Below are 18208 nucleotides of genomic sequence, written 5' to 3'. Positions count from 1 at the left end.
TGGCGGGCGGAGCATCGAACTCGACGGAACGGTGCCGCACGACGGCCCGAAGCGGGAAGCGGAACGGAGTGCCGGCATGAGCATCGTGGGGATCGAACTGCGCCGCTCCGCCGCGCTCGGTGCCGCGCTGATCACGGTGGTGATCGGGGTCGGCACGCTCTACCTGGCGACCGGCCGGTGGTCGAAGAGCTGGATGGACCTGGCCCTGACCACCCGGGAGTACCTGCTCCTGATGTGGCCGCTGGCCCTTGCCGCCGGGGCCTGGCAGGGCCGCCGGGAACACCGGGCGAAGGTCGGCGAACTGTTCGCCACCACCGCCCGGCCACGCGTCCAGCGGATGCTGCCGGTGCTCGGCACGATGGCCGTCACCCTCGCGGTCGCCTACCTGCTGGTGACCGCGGCGGGCGTCGCCTGGATCATCACCACCGCCCGGCACCTGCCGCTGCTGAACTTCGTCGTCGTCACCGGGGTCGGTGCGCTGTCCCTGGTCGCCGCGGCCTGGCTCGGACTGGGGCTCGGGCGGCTGCTTCCCGCCCTGGTGACCGCACCGGCACTCGGGGTGGGCGGCGTGCTGCTGGTCTTCTTCGGCACCATCGGGCCCCCGGACTGGGTGGCCGCGGCCATCTCTCCGGTGCACGGCACGACTCCGCTGCACGACTACCAGACGATCGACAACCGGGTCAGCGGGGCGCTCGCGCTGTCGACGACCGCGCTCGCCGTCACCGGTCTGCTGCTGTTCGTCGCCGGTGGCTGGCGGGCCCGGGTGGTCGCGGTGGTGCCGGTGCTGCTCGGGCTGACGGCGGCACTGGCGGTCGTCCCCCGCGACCGGGACGTGCTGAACTGGCCGGTCGACCCGCTCGCGCGGGAACTGGTGTGCACCGACGACACCCCGAAGGTGTGCGTCAGCCGGGTGCACGCCGGCGTGCTCGACACGGTCACCCCGCTGGCCCGGGAAGGGCTGGCGGCGCTGGCGAAACTGCCGGACGCGCCGACCGCCGTGTACGAGGACACCCGCACGACGGGGTTCGACGAGGTCCGGCCGGCACCCGGGGACGGTGTCGTCACGATCGAGATCCGGATCGGCGGACGTGGCCGGCTGGCCCATCCCGCCGCCGTGGTCCGCGACATCGTCACCAGCCTGGGCGTCCCGTACGACGGGGAGTGCCGGAACCGCGACGGGGTGGTCGAACGCGCGGCGGGCTACTGGCTGCTGGGCCGCGAGCCGCGGTCCGACGTCGGAGTGGTGCCCGGGATGATCGAGGAGGACCCCGAGATCAACGCCGAGGCGGTCGCCCTGTGGCAGGGGCTGCGTGACCTGCCCGGCGACGAGGCGCTGGCCCGGGTCGCGGCGGTCCGCGACGCCGCCCTGGCCTGCGCGGACCCGGCGGGCATCCTGTCCGGGAGCACCAGGTGACCTGGACGCTGCTGTACCTGCGCTCGCGACGCGTACCACTGGCCCTGGCCGCGGCCGTCGGCGGCGCGGCCGTGGTCTGGGCGCTGTGCCTGGCCTTCGCCGAGGAGCGGGACGCCACCCCGATGGTGGTCGTGCTGACCGTGCTGTTGATGGTCGCGGCGCTCGCGCCCACCCTCGCCGGCCCGGACGAGAACCTGGACCGGACCGCTGCGGTGCGCTGGCCCTGGCGGCGGGCCGCGCACCTGCTCGGCGGCCTGCTGGTGGTCCTCGTGGTCCTGTTCGCCACACGGCACACCGGCGCCCGGTTCGGACCGGCCGCGCTGGTGGCCCGCGACGCCGCCGGCCTGCTCGGCCTGACGGCGTTGTGCGCGACGCTGCTCGGTGCCGCCCGGTCGTGGTTCCTGCCGCTGGGCTGGACCGCCGTCGCGGCCCTGTACCCGCAGCCGGGCACCTGGGGAGCGGCCGCGACGTGGCAGGGCCAGCCGACCGACAGCCGGGCCGCCGCGCTGACGGCGGCGGTGCTCGCCGTCGGCGGCCTGGTCGCGTACTCGATCGCCGGCCCGGCCCGTCGGGATCCGGCGGAGTAGCCCGGAGCCGCCGACCGCGTCAGTCGACGAAGGCGCCCGCCCGCGCCGCGGTGGCCGCGGCGCGGGCCGCCTGGTCGGCCAGGTCGAGGCTGGCAGGTGAGCGGAGCAGGACGATCTCGTGGTAGAGCGGTGCGGTGGCGGCGACGAGCAGCTGGCGCGGGTCGGTGTGTGCGGGTGTCTCGCCCCGTTCGGCGGCCCGCCGCACGATCACGGCACAGCGGTCGTACCGGTCCGCCCAGAAGCCCCGGAGGGCGTCCGCCGCCGGTCCGGACCGGAACGAAGCGGCGATCAGCGCGGCGGTGACGGGCGGGTCCGCGGTCAGCGCCGCGTGGATCTCACGGTTCACCGCGACGAGGTCCCCGTCCAGGGATCCGGTGTCGGGCGGGTGCCACCCGTCGCCGGTCGCCTCGGCGAGCACGTCGGCGAGGAGTCCGCCGACATCACGCCAGCGCCGGTACACGGTGGTGCGGTGCACGCCGGACCGGTCCGCCACGGCGTCCACGCTGAGGGCGTCGTAGCCGTACTCCACCAGTTGGGCGAGGACCGCGTCGAGCACCCGTCGGCGGACGTGGGCGCTGCGCCCGCCGGGTCGGCGTGCCGGTGTGGTGCTTCGACGGTCCGGCGACGGGAGCGGCCCGTCGGGGAAACCCTCTGTCGATCGTGGCAGGCCCATGGCATGATGCTATCGCTACATCAGTAGCGATAAGCGGCGGGTGTCGCCCCGACCTGCATCGAGCGCGTCGCCCGGGAGAACGGACCGGAGGAACCCCAGTGACAGCAGTCTCCATTCAGGAGTACGCGGTGGCCGACGCCGCCGACGGCCCGTACGCGGTCACCGTCGGCCCGGACGGCGCGCTGTGGTTCACCATGGTCCACAGCGGACGTGTCGGTCGGCTGGTCCCCGGCGGGCAGCCCGGCAGCCGGCAACTCGATCCGGGGTGTGGACCGACGGTCATCACCGCCGGCCCGGACCGGGCGCTCTGGTTCACCGAGTACCAGGCGCACCGGATCGGTCGGATCACGACCGGGGGACGTGTCGACGAGTTCCGGCTGCCCACCCCGGAGTGCGGGCCGTTCGGTATCGCCGCCGGCCCGGACGGTGCCCTCTGGTTCACCGAGACCGCCGCCGACCGCATCGGCCGGATCACCACCGACGGCCGGGTCACCGAGTTTCCGCTCCCGGTTGCCGGGGCGTTCCCGTCCGCGATCACCCCTGGCCCCGACGGTGGGATGTGGTTCACCCTGAACCAGGCGAACGCGATCGGGCGGATCGGCATGGACGGCGCGGTCGCCGTCCACCCGTTGCCGACCCCGGCCGCCGCGCCGGTCGGTATCGCCGCCGGCCCGGACGGTGCCCTCTGGTTCGTCGAGATCGCCGCCGGTCAGCTCGGGCGGATCGCACCCGACGGCGCGATCGTGGAGTTTCCGCTGCCCGACCGTGCCGGTCGACCACACGCCGTCACCGCTGACGACCAGGGCACGCTGTGGTTCACCGAGTGGGCCGGCAACCGGGTCGGCTCGATCACCACGGGCGGGGTGGTCGAGACGTACGACCTTCCGACGCCGCGCTGCGAGCCGCACGGCATCACGCTCGGGCCCGACGGTGCCGTCTGGGTCGCCCTGGAGAACGGTTCCCTCGCCCGCATCCGGCGCGCCATCGAGGGGTAGTCCGCCAACGGCCGTGGCCTGCTCCTTCCGCTGCCTGGACGGCTCCGGTGGCGCCCCACCTGGCCGCCACCCCGGCCCGTTCCCGCCCTGCCCGCACCGGGCGGTGCGGGGGCATGTCCGGCGGACGACAGGGTGGCGCCGACCGGTGGTCCGTCGGCGCCACCCGGAGGTGGTTGTCAGTCGAGGTCGACCGGCCGCAGCACCAGGTCGATGGTGTGCGCGATCTGCCTGTTGCCCTTGTTGATGTCGAAGGCGACCACGCGCGGGTCGCGGTCGTCGGTGTCGGCGTCGATCAGTCGGACCATCTTGAAGCGGTGCCAGTAGGTGCGGACGTCGACCTCGACGGTGGAACCGAGGGCGGTGGTCAGCTCCGCGCCGTCGGCCTTGACCGCGGCACCGCGGTCGATCGTGGCACCCGGCACCACGTGGTAGAGCAGCACGGTCTCCACGGTGTCGACGCCGAGGCCGGCGACGGCGGTGAAGGCGGCGCTCTCGCTGGGCAGCCGACGGGCGTCGGTGAGATCGCGGACCAACTGCTGGAAGGCCGCGTCGGTCGGAAGGAACGCGGTCAGCGCCACCGTGCCGTCGGTGAGGACCTTGACCGGCGAGTTCGGCTTGGCCTCCAGTACGGTCAGCACCGCCCGGGTCAGTACGTCGAAGTCGCGCGGGTTGTGGTCAAAGCCGGACTTGTCGGCGAGCAGCACCTGGGCCAGGGACTTCGTGCCCAGTCGCTTCGTGGTGCCGGCCTGGGCCGGTGCGGCGGCGGCGGTGGTGACGAGGGCGGTGGCGGCCACGCCCGCCGCAACCCGGGCGGCGAGACGAGCGATCTTCATGGATGACCCCTTTCGGTCGAGACGACTCGATCCGTGACTGGTCGTCACGCTCCATGCTTCGTCCGTCCGCTGTGGTCCGGATGCGCCGGTGCCGGAGAATCTCGCGGACGCGGCCGGCGCGGTGGCCGGCTGGCGCGCGGGCCGGTTGCGGCGGGTGTGCGGGGCCCGGGGTGGTCCGGCCCGCCCCGCCGCGATGTTCCGGACACCCCATCTGCTTTGCCCCGGTTCGTCGTCTGCGGGCCGCAGTCGGCGGGTTACTCTCCCAGGAACCGTCGAATTTCGTCGTTATCGAACGTCTATGCGACGAGTTCGTAAGATCTATGGACAGGAACTGGCGTTCCTCGTAGAGTCCGAGCATCTTCCGATGATCCTGGAGATGACGTGAACACTGCCGCCACGGAACGCCCCGTCCCCTCGGCGACCGCGCTGCACGCCGCCGCCACCGTGGTGGACGGAAGCACGGTCATCGAGCTCAGCGCCGCCCACCTCGACCGGATCCGGCGCGGGGGTGTCACCGCCGTCAACCACACGGTCACCAGGCCGTACGCCGACACGGTCACCGCCCTGCGGGAGGTGAACCGCTGCCGCCGGTGGATCGACGCGCACGCCGACGACGTCGTGCTCGCGCTCACCGTCGCCGACATCGAGCGCGCCAAGGCCGAGGGCCGGGAAGCCGTCATCTTCGGTCCGCAGGACACCGAGATGATCGGCGTCGACCTCGACCTGCTCGGCACCTTCCACGACCTCGGCGTCCGCATCCTGCAACTCACCTACCAGCGGCAGAACCTGCTGGGCGCCGGCTGCGGGGAGAAGACCGATCCGGGTCTGACCCGCAAGGGCCGCACCTTCGTCCGGGCGATGAACGAGTTGGGCATCCTGGTCGACGTCTCGCACTGTGGCGAGCGCACCGGCCTGGACGCCATGGACGCCTCCGACAAACCGGTGGTCGTCACCCACTCGTTCTGCGACGTGCTGTCGCCGCACATCCGGGCCAAGTCCGACGACTTCCTGCGTCGCCTCGGCGCGCAGGGCGGCGTCATGGGCATCACCACTCTGTCAGGGTTCCTCTACTACCCGGACGCCCCGACCCGGCGTCCTGACCTGACCCGTTTCGTGGAACACGTCAGCCGCGTCGTGGAGGTGGTGGGCGTCGACCACGTCGCCATCGCCACCGACTACGACGAGACGTGGACCGAGGCGATGCGGGCCGCGCAGTTGAAGGACAAGGAGCAGGACAACCTCCTCGGTGACTTCGGCTGGAACGAGCGTCGGGCGATCGGCATGGACGACGCCGCGCAGTTCCCGAACTTCACCGAGGCGCTCCTCGCCGGCGGCTTCTCGCCCGAAGACGTGATCAAGATTCTCGGTGGCAACTGGCTTCGAGTCTATGGGGAGGCGTGGAAGCCAACCGCCCGCTAAGCGCTGATCGTGACACCAGCCAAGGAGACCCATGCGTACCCGATTTTTGAGCACATTGCTGGCGGTGGGCGTCGTGTCGGCGCTCGCGGCCGGCTGCGGGGGCGGTGAGCCACCGTCCAACGACGCCGGCGGGACCGGCAACGACGGTCTGACCAGCAACGTCCGTCTGGAGGACGAGGCGCAGCCGGCGGGTTCCCCGAAGTCCGGCGGACGGTTGCGGATCATGATCCGGCTGGACGCCAACGAACTGGACCCGCACAAGATGTCGGAGACCTCGGCCTTCGTCATCAACGAGCAGATCTACGAGTCGCTGGTGCAGTCGTACCGGGGCGAGATCAAGCCGGCCATCGCCGAGTCCTGGGAGCAGAGCGCCGACGGGCTGAAGGTCACCTTCAAGCTCCGGGACAACGCCTACTTCCACAGCGGACGCAAGGTGACCGCGGCCGACGTCAAGTACTCGATCGAGCGGATCCAGAACCCGGAGACCCGGGCCCCGCGGGCCCGCAGCTACGAGGGCATCGCCTCGGTCGCGGCGCCCGACGAGCGGACCGTCGAGATGACGCTGTCGAAGCCGAACGCGGCCATCCTGACCCTGCTCTCCACCGCCGCCTCCTCCATCGTGGACAAGGACGTCGCCGAGGCCGGCGGCCTCAACGGCAGCGTCGACGGCGGCAGCGGCCCGTTCAAGCTGACCTCCCGGGTCGCCGGCCAGGCGATCAAGCTCGACAAGCACGACAAGTACTGGGAGCAGGGCGTCCCCTACCTCGACGGGGTCGACTTCACCTTCAACCCGGACGACAACGCGCGCGCCGCCGCGATCCGCAGCGGCACGGTCGACTTCCTCTGGCGGCCGGCCCCCGAGTTCATCGACGCGCTCAAGCGCGACGAGAAGCTCAAGTGGTACGGCGGCTCCGGTTCGCTCTCGCTGCACCTGCGGCTGAACACCTCCAAGGCCCCGTACGACAACGTGAAGGTCCGGCAGGCGATCTTCCTGGCGCTGGACCGTCAGGAGATCCTCAACGTGGCCAACTCCGGCTTCGGGACCGCGCTCAACGCCGGTTACCTGCCGCCGGACCGGTTCGGCGCGCTGAAGGAGCCGGTGTACGGCAAGCCGGACATCGAGAAGGCCAAGGCGCTGCTGGCCGAGGCGGGCTTCCCGAACGGCTTCGAGGCGAAGCTGATGGTGATCGCCACCTCGGCGTTCCAGGTGCGCTCGGCCGAGGTGGAACAGCAGCAGCTCGCCAAGATCGGCATCAAGGTGACCATCGAGTCGGTGGAGTCGACCATCGCCGACACCAAGACCAAGTCCGCCGACTTCGACATGTACCAGTCCGGCTTCGGCCTGACCTACGACCCGGACGAGCGGTTCACCGCCAGCTTCCTCAAGGGCGGCGGGCTGAACTACGGCGGCTGGACCGACCCGGAGTACGAGAACCTGGTCGTGCAGGCCCGCTCGGAAATGGACAAGGACAAGCGCGCGGCGCTGTACCAGCAGGCCGAGAAGATCCTGGCCGAGCGTGGTCCGGTCGCCATGACCTTCCTGAACGCCGACTTCGACGTGGTGCAGAAGGACGTCATGGGCTACCGGGGCGACCCGACGCCGACGTACCGGTTCTACAAGAACATCTGGCTGGACCGGTGAGCCGTGGCGGGGGCGCCGATCCCGCGGGCGCCCCCGCCACCACCGTCCGCCACCACCGGGCCCCGGCACTGTTCCCGCCGCCGCCTCCGGCCCTGCGCCACCACCGTGACGAAAGGCAGCCCATGACGTCCGTACCGCTGACCCACCGCTATGTCATCGCCGCCCGGCTCAAGGGCTACCTGAACCGGCACGCCGAGTCGGTGGCCCTGCTCACCGAGGCGCTGGAACTGGAGCCGAACAGCCCGCGGCTGCTGCGGTTCCGGGGACACCGGCGGATCTCGATCGGCGACTACCCGGGGGCGATCGAGGACCTGCGGACCGCCGCCGACCAGCTCGACGGCGTCGAGGACGAGTACGAGATGTACCAGCCCGAGGTGGAGAAGGACGTCGTCCACCTGATCCTCGGCCGTGACGACGAGGTCCGGCCGCAGCACCTCAGCGACACCGCGGCCGCGCAGGACCCGTCGGTCCTGGCCCGCTACAACACCACCCTGCACGCGTCCGTCTGGTACCACCTCGGCGTCGCCCAGTACCTCGCCGGTGACTTCGAGGGCTGCCTGCCGAGCTTCCGGGCCGCCGAGCTGGCCTCCCGGCACCAGGAGGGGCTGGTGGCGTCGCAGGACTGGCAGTACATGGCGCTGCGCCGGCTCGGCCGGGCGGCGGAGGCCGAGGAGGTGCTCGACCGGTTCCGCGCCGTCGCCCTGGTCCCCGACGACCACCTGGTCGGGTACGAGGGCCGGATGCGGCTCTACACCGGCGAGATCACCCCGGACCAGCTCTGGGCGATGTGCGACGGCAACGGCCTGCGCACCGTCACCCAGGGCTACGGCCTGGGCAACTGGCACTACTACAACGGCGACGTCGACAAGGCCCGTGAGGTGTTCGACGGGGTCCTGGCCACCGGCGTCACGCACGCCTTCGCCTACCTGGCGGTCAAGGCCGAGTACGCCCGCAACCCGGACTTCGTCGGCGCGACGACGACAAGCTGACCAGCGCGAGAAACCGGACGAGGACAGAGGAGAACTGAGCGAGATGGCGATCATCCGTGCCGAGATCGGCAAGCGTGACCAGGAGACCAAGGAGGCGATCATCGCCGAGCTGACCGACGTGCTGGTCAAGTACGGCTCGCCCCGCGAGAACACCCACGTCCTGCTCTATGAGGTCTCCTACGACAACTGGGCCAAGGGCGGGGTGACCTACAACAACCGGAAGCGTGCGCAGGAGAAGTCATGACCGTCGACGGCGGGGGACCGCACGTACTGCTCACCCCGAACCTGGCCGACCTGCTGCCGCAGCTGCGCGAACGGTACCCGCACTGCCGGTTCACGGCGGTCCCGGACGACGAGCCGGTCCGTGAGGAGTGGCTCGACGCCGAGGTGATCCTGCGCAGCGCGATGAACGAGGACACCTTCGACACGCTGCTCAGCAAGTGCGACCGGCTGCGCTGGGTGCAGATCACCGCCGCCGGCTTCGACTGGGTCGGTGGCGACATCATGCGCCGCCGCCTCGACGAGGGGCTGATCTACACCCGGTCGCCGAACTCGTACAACGTGCCGATCGCCGAGTACGTCGTCGGCGCGGTGCTCATGCACTCGCGGGCGTTCCCCGAGCTGCGCGCGGCGCAGGAACGCCGGGAGTGGGTCCGGGTCGTCGCCCGGGACGTCATCGGCAGCACCATGCTGGTCTTCGGTACCGGGGGCATCGGCGGTGAGGTGGCCTGGCGGGCGCGGGCGCTCGGGGCCACCGTGGTCGGGGTGAACCGGGCCGGCACGCCCACCGAGGGCTTCGACCGGGTGGTCGCGTACGGGGAGCACCTGGCGCTGCTGCCCGACGCCGACGCGGTGGTGCTGGCCATGCCGCTGACCACGGAGAACCGGTACTTCTTCGACGCCGCGCACTTCGCGGCGATGAAGGAGAGCGCGGTGCTGGTGAACGTGGGCCGGGGCGCGCTGATCGTGGAGGACGCCCTGGTCGACGCCATGCGGCAGGGCCGGATCGCCGCCGCCGTGCTCGACGTGTTCGAGCAGGAGCCGCTGCCGCCGGAGCACCGGCTGTGGGGGCTGCCCCGCACCACGATCACCCCGCACACGTCGTTCCGGGGCGACGGCAACCTGCAACGGCTCGGCGCCGACTTCTGCGCCAACTTCGACCGGTACCTGGCCGGCGAGGAACTGCTCGGCACCAAGCGTCAGCCCGACCTCGGCTACTGACCCATCCGGAAACGGCGACGGCCCACCCGCACCCGCGGGTGGGCCGTTCCGTCGTCCGCCCTCTCACACCCGGCGGGCGGCGGCCAGGATGTCGGGTTCACCCAGCAGCACCTGGTCGGCGGCCGGACCCAGCGGGACGTAGCTGTCGACGCTGTTCACCCGGGCGATCCGGCCGGGGAAACCGGCGTCCACCAGGGCCGCCACCACGGCCTCGGCGACGCCGCCGCTGACCCGGGTCTCGTCCACGACCAGGACCCGGGAGATCCCGTCGAGGGCGGCGCGCAGGCCGGCGGCGGGCAGCGGGGCGAGCCACTGGAGGTCGATGACCCGCGCCTCGACGCCCTCCCGGGCCAGGGTGTCGGCCACCCGCAGGCTCATCGGTACGCCGTTGCCGAAGGTGACCAGCGCCAGGTCGGTGCCCGCGCGGACGGTCCGGACCTGGCCCAGCGGGGTCTCGGCGGACGCCCAGTCGGCCGGTTCCGGGTACCGGGCCAGCCACCGGCCGTCGCCGTCGGTGTGCAGGTCACGGGTGTGGTACAGGGCGATCGGTTCGAGGAACACGCAGACCCGGCCCTCCTGCTCGGCCAGGGCCAGGCACTGCCGCAGCAGCGCCGGGGCGGTGGCCGGGTGCGACGCCACCGCCAGCACCAGGCCGGGGATGTCCCGCAGCACGGCCACCGAGTTGTCGTTGTGGAAGTGCCCGCCGAACCCCTTCTGGTACGCCAGGCCGGCGATCCGCACCACCATGCCGTTGGCGTACTGCCCGGCGGAGAAGAACCGCAGCGACGCGGCCTCGCCGCGCAGCTGGTCCTCGGCGTTGTGCAGGTACGCGAGGTACTGGATCTCCGGGATCGGCAGCGTGCCGGCCAGCGCCCCGCCGAGCGCCACCCCGAGGATGGTCTGCTCGTCGAGGAGGGTGTCGAAGACCCGGCCGGCCCCGAACGCCTTGCGCAGCCCCCGGGTGACGCCGTAGACGCCGCCCTTGCGGGCCACGTCCTCGCCGAACACCTGGGCCTGCGGCCAGGTGAGCAGCGCGTCGTGCAGGGCCGCGTTGATCGACTGGGCGAGGGTGAGCGGTCCCCGGGACTCCGGCGGCCGGTCGCCGTACACCCGCTCCCGGCCGGTGCCCGGTCGGCGGGCGGCGGCACCGCTCACCTCGGTCACCCGCCGGGCGGTCAGCGGCTCGGTCACCGCCGCCGGGCTGTCCAGCCGCCCGACCCGGCCCAGCAGCGACTCGGCCTGCTCCATCACCAGCTTGCGGGCGTGCTCGTAGCGTTCCAGGGTCCCGGCCGGGTCGAGGATGCCGCGTCGGGCCAGCACGGCCGCGGTGGCCAGGATCGGGTCGCGGGCGTAGTCGGCGAGGATCTCCGCCTGACTGCGGTAGGCGAGTTCGGCGTCCGAGCCGGCGTGGCCCATGAACCGTACGGTGCCCAGGTGCAGGACGGCGGGCCGGCGGCCGGTCCGCACCTGGCGGACCACCTCGGTCGCGGTGGCCAGCAGACCGGCCGGGTCGGTGCCGTCGGCGTACGCGTAGTCGAGGCCGGGCAGCGCGGACAGCATCCGGCGGACCCAGCCGCGCGGCGAGCGGGTGCTGATGCCGATGCCGTTGTCCTCGCAGACGAACAGCAGCGGCACCGGGAGGCCCTGGTGGGCGGTGTAGCCGACGGCGTTCAGCGCGCCGGCGGCGGTGGAGTGGTTGGCGGAGGCGTCGCCGAAGCTGCACACCACCACCGCGTCGGCCGGGTACCCGGTGTCGGCGGCGGTGCCCCGGTCCAGGGCGAACGCCAGGCCCATGGCACGCGGCAGGTGCGAGGCGATCGTCGAGGTCTGCGGGATGACGTTCAACGCCCGGTGGCCGAAGACCTTGTGCCGGCCGCCGGAGATCGGGTCCTGCCGGCTGGCGGCGGCGGAGTGCAGCACGTCCGCGACCGGGGTGGACCCGGGGACCTGGCCGGCGCGGGCGGCGTAGAAGCCACCGGAGCGGTAGTGCAGCAGAGCCGGGTCGGTCGGGCGCAGCGCCAGCGCCACGGCGGCGTTGCTCTCGTGACCGCTGGACCCGATGGTGTAGAAGCCCTCCCGCTTGGACTGCAACCAGCGCAGCGCCAGGTCGAGGTGGCGGCTCTGCACCTGGGCGTCCAGGTAGGCCAGCAGCAGTGCGGGGTCGACCGCGACGTCGGGGGAGGGGTCGGCGGGCAGCGGTGCGCCGGCCGACCACCCGGTCAGCCGGCGTACCAGGTGTTCGTCGATGGTTTCCATGCCGGGGCTCCTTGCGGCGGGGGTCAGCGGGTCGGCTTCGGGACGGCCGGCGGCTGGCTGGTCGGCGGCTGGCGGGTCGCGGCTCGCGGGTCGCGCGTCGGCTGGTCGGCTGGTCGGCGGGGGAGCGGCCGACCGCTGGCGGACCGCCCGGCTCAGCGGCTGGACCGGCCGCGCAGTCGGGGGTCCAGCACGTCGCGGAGGGTGTCACCCAGCAGGTTGAACCCGAGTACGGCGATCATGATGCAGACCCCGGGGACCACCGACGGCCAGATCGAGATCTCCATGAAGGACTTGCCGCTGGACAGCATCGAGCCCCAGGACGGCTGCGGCGGCTGCACGCCCAGCCCGAGGTACCCCAGGGACGCCTCGATCAGGATCGCGTAGGCGAGGCTGGTGGTGAACTGCACCGCGATCGGGGCCACCGAGTTGGGCAGGATGTACTTGAGGATGAGCCGGGTGTTGCTCAGCCCGACCGCCTGCCCCGACTCCACGTACGGCTCGCGGCGCACCGACATGGCGGTGCCGCGCACGATCCGGGCGAAGCTGGGGATGAAGACGATGACCAGGGCGAGGATCAGGTTCTCCGTGCCGGGGCCCCGGGCGGCCACCACGGCCAGCGCCAGCAGCAGGGTGGGGAAGGAGAACATGATGTCGGTGGCCGGGGTGATGATCGCGTCGAGGACACCCCGGTAGAAGCCGGCGAGCAGCCCCAGCAGGACGCCGATGGTCCCGGCGCAGACCACCACGATCAGGCTGACCGTGAGTGAGGTGCGTGCGCCGTACAGCGCCCGGCTGAGCAGGTCCCGGCCGGCCTCGTCCGCGCCGAGCAGGAAGTCCCCGCCGGGCGGGGCGAGCCGCTGGTTGGACATCGCGGTCGGGTCGTACGGGGCGATCAGCGGGGCGAGCGCGGCGGCGGCGGTCATCAGCACCACGATGACCAGCCCGATCGCGCCGACCCGGTCCCGGGTGATCAGCCGCAGCAGTTGGCCGCCACGGCGTCCGGTCCGGACCGGTGGTGTCTGCGGCCCGGGTACGGGGAGGACTTCAGTGACCACTGCGCAACCTCGGATCCAGGTAGGTGTAGAGGAGGTCGACGAGGAGGTTGACCACGACGTAGAAGAAGGCGAGGAAGAGCAGGGTGCCCTGGACGACCGGGTAGTCGCGCTGGCTGATGCCCCGGATGACCATGGTGCCCAGCCCCGGCCAGGCGAAGACCTGCTCGACGATGACGGTGCCGCCCAGCAGCGCGCCGGCCTGGATGCCGAGCACGGTCACCACCGGGATGAGCGAGTTGCGCAGGGCGTGCCGGACCAGCACCGCGCGTTCGGCGAGCCCCTTGGCGCGGGCGGTCCGGACGTAGTCCTGGTTGAGCACCTCCAGCATGCTGGACCGGGTCATCCGCATGCTGATCGCCGCCAGGCTGGCGCCGAGGGTGACGGACGGGAGGATGAGGTACTTCAGGCTGCCCAGGAAGCCCTCACCCTCGCCCGCGCCCTGCGACGGCAGCCAGCCCAGCGAGACCGAGAAGACGTACACCAGCAGGATGCCCAGCCAGAAGTTGGGCAGCGAGAGCCCGATCAGCGAGGCGACCCGGGTGCTGGCGTCCAGGATGCCGTTGCGCTTGGTGGCGCTGAGCACCCCGAGCGGGATCGAGATGAGGATCGACACCAGCAGCGACGACAGCGCCAGCAGCAGGGTGGACGGGAAGCGCTGTCCGATCTCCTCCAGCACCGGCTGGCCGGTCCGCATGGAGGTGCCCAGGTCCCCCTGGACCAGGGCACCCAACCAGCGCAGGAACTGCTCGTAGACGGGCATGTCGAGCCCGAAGTAGCGGCGCATCTCCGCCTCGATCGCGGGGTCGCCGAAGTCCTGTCCCATGATCGAGCTGATCACGTCACCGGGGATCATGCGGATCACCAGGAACGAGATCACCGAGATCCCGAACAGCACCGGAATAACCGATAACACACGGATCAGCGTGATGCGCAGCATGGTTCGTCTCTCCTGGTCCGGTCAGACCTCTGTGCCGGGTGTACCGGGTTCCGGGCCGGTGTCCCAGGCGGATTCCTCGTCGCCGGCGATGTCCCGGGCCCATTCGTGGGCCCGCTTGGCGACCCGCAGCACCATCACCGACCGGCTCTCCATCACCCCGTCGAGGTGGCCCAGCCGCTCGGTCCAGAAGGTCCGCATGTCGTTGCTGGAGGAGAAGTAGCCGACGGCGATGATGTCGAACTGCCCGGTCACGTGGTAGACGTACGCGATCTCCGGCATGCCGGCGAGCTTCTCGATGAGTTGCTCGGTGGCACCCGGCGCGCTCTGGATCTCGAAGAGTGTGTGCACCGGTCGACCCATGAAGGCAGCGCTGGGGATGACCGCGAACTGCAGCTGCCCCTCGCTGATCAGCCGCTCCATCCGTCGTCGCACAGATCCCTCGGAGAGGCCGACCTTCGCCGCCAACGCGACGTTTGTCTGCCTCGGGTCCTGGACGAGTTCTCGGATGATGCTGCGATCCTTCTCGATCGAGCTTTTCGATGCCATCGTGCTCCAACTCGATAGTGACGTAATTCGTCGCTGACGGGAGCCTAGACGACGAACATCGTCTGTGCAACACTCCCCTTTGACGAATGCTGGCGATCGGCAGTCTAGCGTCAGGGGGATCGATGGCTTTGCTGGAGGTGCGGGATCTGCGCACCGAGTTCCGCGCGGCGCGCGGCTCGGTGACCGCTGTGGACGGTGTCTCGTTCACCGTGGACGCGGGCGAGATGGTCGCGTTGGTGGGCGAGTCCGGCTGCGGCAAGTCCGCCACCGCGCAGTCCATCATGGGCCTGATCGTCCCGCCGGCCGGTCAGGTCACCGGGGGGCAGGTGATCTTCGAGGGCCGGGACCTGCTCCGGCTGCGCCCGCGCGAGCTGCGCGCCGTCCGGGGCAAGGGCATCTCGATGATCTTCCAGGACCCGATGACCTCGCTGAACCCGGTGCTCACCGTGGGCCGGCAGCTCACCGAGTCGCTCCGGCTGCATCTGGGGCTCAACCGCCGGGCCGCCCGCGCCCGCGCCGTCGAACTGCTGGAGATGGTCCGCATCCCGGCCGCCGCCACCCGGCTCAGCTCCTACCCGCACCAGCTCTCCGGCGGCATGCGGCAACGCGTGATGATCGCGATGGCGCTCTCCTGCGAGCCCCGGCTGATCCTCGCCGACGAGATCACCACCGCGCTCGACGTCACCATCCAGGCGCAGATCCTGGAACTCCTGCGTGATCTCGCCCTGGAGACCCGCACCGCCGTCCTGTTCATCACCCACGACCTCGGCGTCGTCGCCGGCATGGCCGAACGGGTCAACGTCATGTACGCCGGGCAGATCGTCGAACGCGCCGAGACCGTCGACCTGTTCCACCGCCCCCAGATGCCCTACACCTGGGGGCTGCTCGGCTCGGTGCCCCGGCTGGACCTCGTCAAGGGCGGCAAACTGCGCCCCATCGCCGGCCGCCCACCCGAGCTGTCGGAGATCCCGGCCGGCTGCCGGTTCGCGCCCCGCTGCGTGTTCGCCCGCGACACCTGCCACGACCACGCCCCCGACCTCATTGGCACCCGGGAGAGCCCCGACCGGGGCCAACTGACCCGGTGCTGGGGCATGCGCCCGGTCAGCCAGGGCGGCTGGCTGTCCAACCAGGACCGGTACGCCGAACTGTCGACGGAGGAGACCCGATGACCGAGACCCCGGATGCGACCCTGCTGCGGGTACGCGACCTGGCCGTCGACTTCAAGGTGCCGGTACGCGGCTCGCTGCTGCCGGCCCGCCTGCGCGCGGTCTCCGGCGTCGACCTGGACATCCGGCGGGGCGAGATCATCGGCGTGGTGGGGGAGTCCGGCTGCGGCAAGTCCACCACCGGACGCGCCATCCTCCAACTCCTCAAGCCCAGCCGGGGCACGGTCACCTTCGACGGCACCGAACTGACCACCCTCAACCGGGGCCGGATGCGGGCCATGCGCCGCCGGATGCAGATGATCTTCCAGGACCCGTACGCCTCGCTGAACCCGCGCATGAGCATCGGCGAACTCATCGAGGAACCACTGCTGGTGCACTCCGACCTGAACGCCGCCGGCCGCCGCGCCAAAGCCGTCGAGACCATGAACCTGGTCGGGCTCAGCGCCAGCTGGCACGACCGCTACCCGCACGAGTTCTCCGGCGGCCAACGGCAGCGGGTCGGCATCGCGCGGGCCCTGGTCAGCAACCCGGAGTTCGTCGTCGCCGACGAGCCGGTCTCCGCGCTGGACGTCTCCGTCCAGGCGCAGATCGTCAACCTGCTGGAACAGCTCCAGGAGGAACTCGGCCTGACCATGATGTTCATCGCGCACGACCTGGCCGTGGTCCGGCACCTCTGTGACCGCATCGCCGTGATGTACCTCGGCGCGGTCGTCGAGGTCGGCGAGTGCGAGGACATGTACCGCCGGCCGCAGCACCCGTACACCAAGGCCCTGCTGTCGGCGGTGCCGATCCCCGACCCGCTGGTCGAGACCCAGCGCAAACGGGTCATCCTCACCGGGGACGTGCCCAGCCCGCTCAGCCCGCCCAGCGGCTGCCGGTTCCGGACCCGCTGCTGGAAGGCCCAGGAGGTGTGCGCCACCCGGGAACCGACGCTCACCACCACCGGCACCGGCCACCAGGTGGCCTGCCACTTCCCGGAGGACACCGACCCGCGTACCGAACCCGTCGCCGCCGTGGCCGGTGGCCGGTGACCGCGCCGGTGCCGTACCACCGCAACCTGGTCGACGGCGAATGGGTCGACGGCGACCGCCGCCCCAACCACAACCCGGCCCGCCCCGGCGAGGTCGTCAGCGAGTACGCGCAGGCCGGCGCGGACACCGCCCGCGCGGCCGTCGAGGCGGCCCGCCGCGCCCAGCCCGACTGGGCCCGCCGACCCGTCGGACACCGGATGGAGATCCTGGACCGGATCGGCGGCACCATCCTGGCCCGTACCGAGGAACTCGCGCAGTTGCTCGCCCGGGAGGAGGGCAAGCTGCTCGCCGAGGCGCGCGGCGAGGTCACCCGGGCCGGCCAGACCTTCCGGTACTACGCCCACCAGCTCCTGCAACCGCACGGCGAGGTGTACGCCTCCACCCGGCCCAACGTGCACGCCGAGGTCCGGCGTCGGCCGCTCGGCGTGGTCGGCGTCATCACCCCGTGGAACTACCCCCTCGCGATCCCGGCGTGGAAGGTCGCCCCCGCGCTCGCGTACGGCAACACGGTGGTGCTCAAGCCCGCCGAGCTGGTCACCGCCTCGGCCGGCGAACTCGCCCGGATCGTCACCGACGCCGGCCTGCCACCCGGCGTGTTCAACCTGGTGATGGGGTCGGGCCGGGTGGTCGGCGAGGAACTGCTCACCTCCACCGGACTCGACGGCATCTCGTTCACCGGCGGCACCAGCACCGGCACCCACGTCGCCCAGCGCTGCATCACGTACGGCAACAAGCGGTTCCAACTGGAGATGGGCGGCAAGAACCCGCTCGTCGTGCTGGACGACGCCGACCTGGCGACGGCGGTACGCTGCGCCCTGGACGGCAGCTTCTTCAGCACCGGCCAACGCTGCACCGCGTCCAGCCGGCTGATCGTGCAGGCCGGCATCCACGACCGGTTCGTCGAGGCCCTCGCCACCGCCGCCGACGCGCTGACCGTCGGCGACCCGCTCGACCCGGCCAGCGACCTGGGCCCGGTGGTCAGCCCCGACCAGCTCACCCAGAACCTCGACTACGTCCGGATCGGCCGGGACGAGGGCGCGACCGTGGTCTCCGGCGGCGGCCACCGCCCCGACGACGGGCAGTTCATGCGACCCACCCTCTTCGTCGGCGCACGCAACGACATGCGGCTGGCCCGGGAGGAGATCTTCGGCCCGGTGTCCTGCGTGATCCGGGTCGACGACCTCGACGAGGCCCTCCACGTCGCCAACGACACCGAGTACGGGCTCTCCGCCGGCATCGTCACCACCTCCCTGGCGGCGGCCGAACGGTTCAAGCGCGACGCACGGGCCGGCATCGTCAACGTCAACCTGCCCACCGCCGGCACCGAACTGCACCTGCCCTTCGGCGGTACCGGGGCCTCCAACCACGGCCCCCGCGAGCAGGGCGGCTACGCCCGGGACTTCTACTCCGTACCCGTGACCTGCTACACCGGCTGGTGACCGCG

General features: G+C 71.6%; 17 protein-coding genes. 11 read left to right on the top strand and 6 right to left on the bottom strand.

Going from position 1 to position 18208, the window contains the following annotated elements; all coding sequences use genetic code 11:
- The first annotated feature begins 76 nt into the window (after positions 1–76).
- Together PVK37_RS30390 and PVK37_RS30385 are read left to right on the top strand one after the other, a co-directional pair.
- Positions 77–1414, top strand: a complete 1338-nt coding sequence (locus tag PVK37_RS30390; RefSeq protein ID WP_275031273.1) for a hypothetical protein — start codon at positions 77–79, stop codon at positions 1412–1414.
- On the top strand, positions 1411–2001 hold the full coding sequence (locus PVK37_RS30385) for a hypothetical protein (protein WP_275031272.1): 591 nt from the start codon (positions 1411–1413) through the stop codon (positions 1999–2001). The genes PVK37_RS30390 and PVK37_RS30385 overlap by 4 nt, the downstream gene beginning before the upstream one ends.
- A gap of 19 nt (positions 2002–2020) precedes the next feature.
- Here PVK37_RS30385 and PVK37_RS30380 read toward each other — a convergent pair whose 3' ends face one another.
- Positions 2021–2557, bottom strand: a complete 537-nt coding sequence (locus PVK37_RS30380) for a TetR/AcrR family transcriptional regulator (protein ID WP_275035283.1) — start codon at positions 2555–2557, stop codon at positions 2021–2023.
- 215 nt (positions 2558–2772) lie between these two features.
- Between PVK37_RS30380 and PVK37_RS30375 the strand changes: the two genes are divergently transcribed.
- Positions 2773–3669, top strand: coding sequence for a Vgb family protein (locus PVK37_RS30375; RefSeq protein ID WP_275031271.1), 897 nt, complete (start codon positions 2773–2775; stop codon positions 3667–3669).
- Positions 3670–3845: 176 nt separating this feature from the next.
- Here PVK37_RS30375 and PVK37_RS30370 read toward each other — a convergent pair whose 3' ends face one another.
- Positions 3846–4502: a fasciclin domain-containing protein gene (locus tag PVK37_RS30370; RefSeq protein WP_275031270.1), complete on the bottom strand. Its 657-nt coding sequence runs from the start codon at positions 4500–4502 to the stop codon at positions 3846–3848.
- Positions 4503–4883: 381 nt separating this feature from the next.
- Between PVK37_RS30370 and PVK37_RS30365 the strand changes: the two genes are divergently transcribed.
- The 5 genes from PVK37_RS30365 (at position 4884) to PVK37_RS30345 (ending at position 9773) form a co-directional block, all read left to right on the top strand.
- Entirely contained in the window at positions 4884–5921 is a 1038-nt protein-coding gene (locus tag PVK37_RS30365) for a dipeptidase (RefSeq protein WP_275031269.1), read from the top strand.
- Positions 5922–5952: 31 nt separating this feature from the next.
- Positions 5953–7563, top strand: coding sequence for an ABC transporter substrate-binding protein (locus PVK37_RS30360; protein ID WP_275031268.1), 1611 nt, complete (start codon positions 5953–5955; stop codon positions 7561–7563).
- 122 nt (positions 7564–7685) lie between these two features.
- Positions 7686–8552, top strand: coding sequence for a tetratricopeptide repeat protein (locus PVK37_RS30355; protein ID WP_275031267.1), 867 nt, complete (start codon positions 7686–7688; stop codon positions 8550–8552).
- A 43-nt stretch (positions 8553–8595) separates the two neighbouring features.
- The gene (locus PVK37_RS30350; RefSeq protein ID WP_275031266.1) at positions 8596–8796 is read left to right on the top strand and encodes a tautomerase family protein; all 201 of its coding nucleotides are present in this window, start codon (positions 8596–8598) and stop codon (positions 8794–8796) included.
- Positions 8793–9773: a D-2-hydroxyacid dehydrogenase gene (locus tag PVK37_RS30345; protein WP_275031265.1), complete on the top strand. Its 981-nt coding sequence runs from the start codon at positions 8793–8795 to the stop codon at positions 9771–9773. The genes PVK37_RS30350 and PVK37_RS30345 overlap by 4 nt, the downstream gene beginning before the upstream one ends.
- 63 nt (positions 9774–9836) lie before the next feature.
- Here the strand turns inward: PVK37_RS30345 and PVK37_RS30340 are convergent, their stop codons facing one another.
- From PVK37_RS30340 to PVK37_RS30325, 4 genes are all read right to left on the bottom strand, one after another.
- On the bottom strand, positions 9837–12029 hold the full coding sequence (locus tag PVK37_RS30340) for a thiamine pyrophosphate-dependent enzyme (RefSeq protein WP_275031264.1): 2193 nt from the start codon (positions 12027–12029) through the stop codon (positions 9837–9839).
- Between the two features lie 152 nt (positions 12030–12181).
- Positions 12182–13084, bottom strand: coding sequence for an ABC transporter permease (locus tag PVK37_RS30335; protein ID WP_275031263.1), 903 nt, complete (start codon positions 13082–13084; stop codon positions 12182–12184).
- Positions 13074–14021 carry a nickel ABC transporter permease gene (gene nikB, locus PVK37_RS30330; protein ID WP_275031262.1) on the bottom strand — a complete coding sequence of 316 codons (948 nt, stop codon included), beginning with the start codon at positions 14019–14021 and terminating at the stop codon, positions 13074–13076. The genes PVK37_RS30335 and nikB overlap by 11 nt, the downstream gene beginning before the upstream one ends.
- A gap of 21 nt (positions 14022–14042) precedes the next feature.
- Entirely contained in the window at positions 14043–14567 is a 525-nt protein-coding gene (locus tag PVK37_RS30325; protein ID WP_275031261.1) for an Lrp/AsnC family transcriptional regulator, read from the bottom strand.
- Positions 14568–14689: 122 nt separating this feature from the next.
- Between PVK37_RS30325 and PVK37_RS30320 the strand changes: the two genes are divergently transcribed.
- The 3 genes from PVK37_RS30320 to PVK37_RS30310 are packed head-to-tail and all read left to right on the top strand — an operon-like array spanning position 14690 to position 18203.
- Positions 14690–15736: an ABC transporter ATP-binding protein gene (locus PVK37_RS30320; RefSeq protein WP_275031260.1), complete on the top strand. Its 1047-nt coding sequence runs from the start codon at positions 14690–14692 to the stop codon at positions 15734–15736.
- Complete coding sequence (locus PVK37_RS30315) at positions 15733–16764, top strand: ABC transporter ATP-binding protein (RefSeq protein WP_275031259.1); 1032 nt, start codon at positions 15733–15735, stop codon at positions 16762–16764. Before PVK37_RS30320 ends, PVK37_RS30315 begins: the two co-directional genes overlap by 4 nt.
- Entirely contained in the window at positions 16761–18203 is a 1443-nt protein-coding gene (locus PVK37_RS30310; protein ID WP_275031258.1) for an aldehyde dehydrogenase family protein, read from the top strand. Before PVK37_RS30315 ends, PVK37_RS30310 begins: the two co-directional genes overlap by 4 nt.
- The last annotated feature ends 5 nt before the right edge of the window (positions 18204–18208 follow it).

Origin of the sequence: Micromonospora cathayae (genome assembly GCF_028993575.1) — a bacterium.
GTDB classification, from domain to species: Bacteria; Actinomycetota; Actinomycetes; order Mycobacteriales; family Micromonosporaceae; genus Micromonospora; species Micromonospora cathayae.
The sequence above is the reverse complement of the archived record's forward strand: the minus strand, read 5'-3'. Positions and strand labels throughout refer to the sequence as shown.

Excerpts from the sequence above, each read along its gene's own strand:
- PVK37_RS30315 (WP_275031259.1), top strand. The coding sequence starts at position 15,733 with ATGACCGAGACCCCGGATGCGACCCTGCTGCGGGTACGCGACCTGGCC.
- PVK37_RS30390 (WP_275031273.1), top strand. The coding sequence starts at position 77 with ATGAGCATCGTGGGGATCGAACTGCGCCGCTCCGCCGCGCTCGGTGCC.
- PVK37_RS30320 (WP_275031260.1), top strand. The coding sequence starts at position 14,690 with ATGGCTTTGCTGGAGGTGCGGGATCTGCGCACCGAGTTCCGCGCGGCG.
- PVK37_RS30345 (WP_275031265.1), top strand. The coding sequence starts at position 8,793 with ATGACCGTCGACGGCGGGGGACCGCACGTACTGCTCACCCCGAACCTG.
- PVK37_RS30360 (WP_275031268.1), top strand. The coding sequence starts at position 5,953 with ATGCGTACCCGATTTTTGAGCACATTGCTGGCGGTGGGCGTCGTGTCG.
- PVK37_RS30350 (WP_275031266.1), top strand. The coding sequence starts at position 8,596 with ATGGCGATCATCCGTGCCGAGATCGGCAAGCGTGACCAGGAGACCAAG.
- PVK37_RS30355 (WP_275031267.1), top strand. The coding sequence starts at position 7,686 with ATGACGTCCGTACCGCTGACCCACCGCTATGTCATCGCCGCCCGGCTC.
- PVK37_RS30370 (WP_275031270.1), bottom strand. The coding sequence starts at position 4,502 with ATGAAGATCGCTCGTCTCGCCGCCCGGGTTGCGGCGGGCGTGGCCGCC.
- PVK37_RS30325 (WP_275031261.1), bottom strand. The coding sequence starts at position 14,567 with ATGGCATCGAAAAGCTCGATCGAGAAGGATCGCAGCATCATCCGAGAA.
- PVK37_RS30340 (WP_275031264.1), bottom strand. The coding sequence starts at position 12,029 with ATGGAAACCATCGACGAACACCTGGTACGCCGGCTGACCGGGTGGTCG.
- nikB (WP_275031262.1), bottom strand. The coding sequence starts at position 14,021 with ATGCTGCGCATCACGCTGATCCGTGTGTTATCGGTTATTCCGGTGCTG.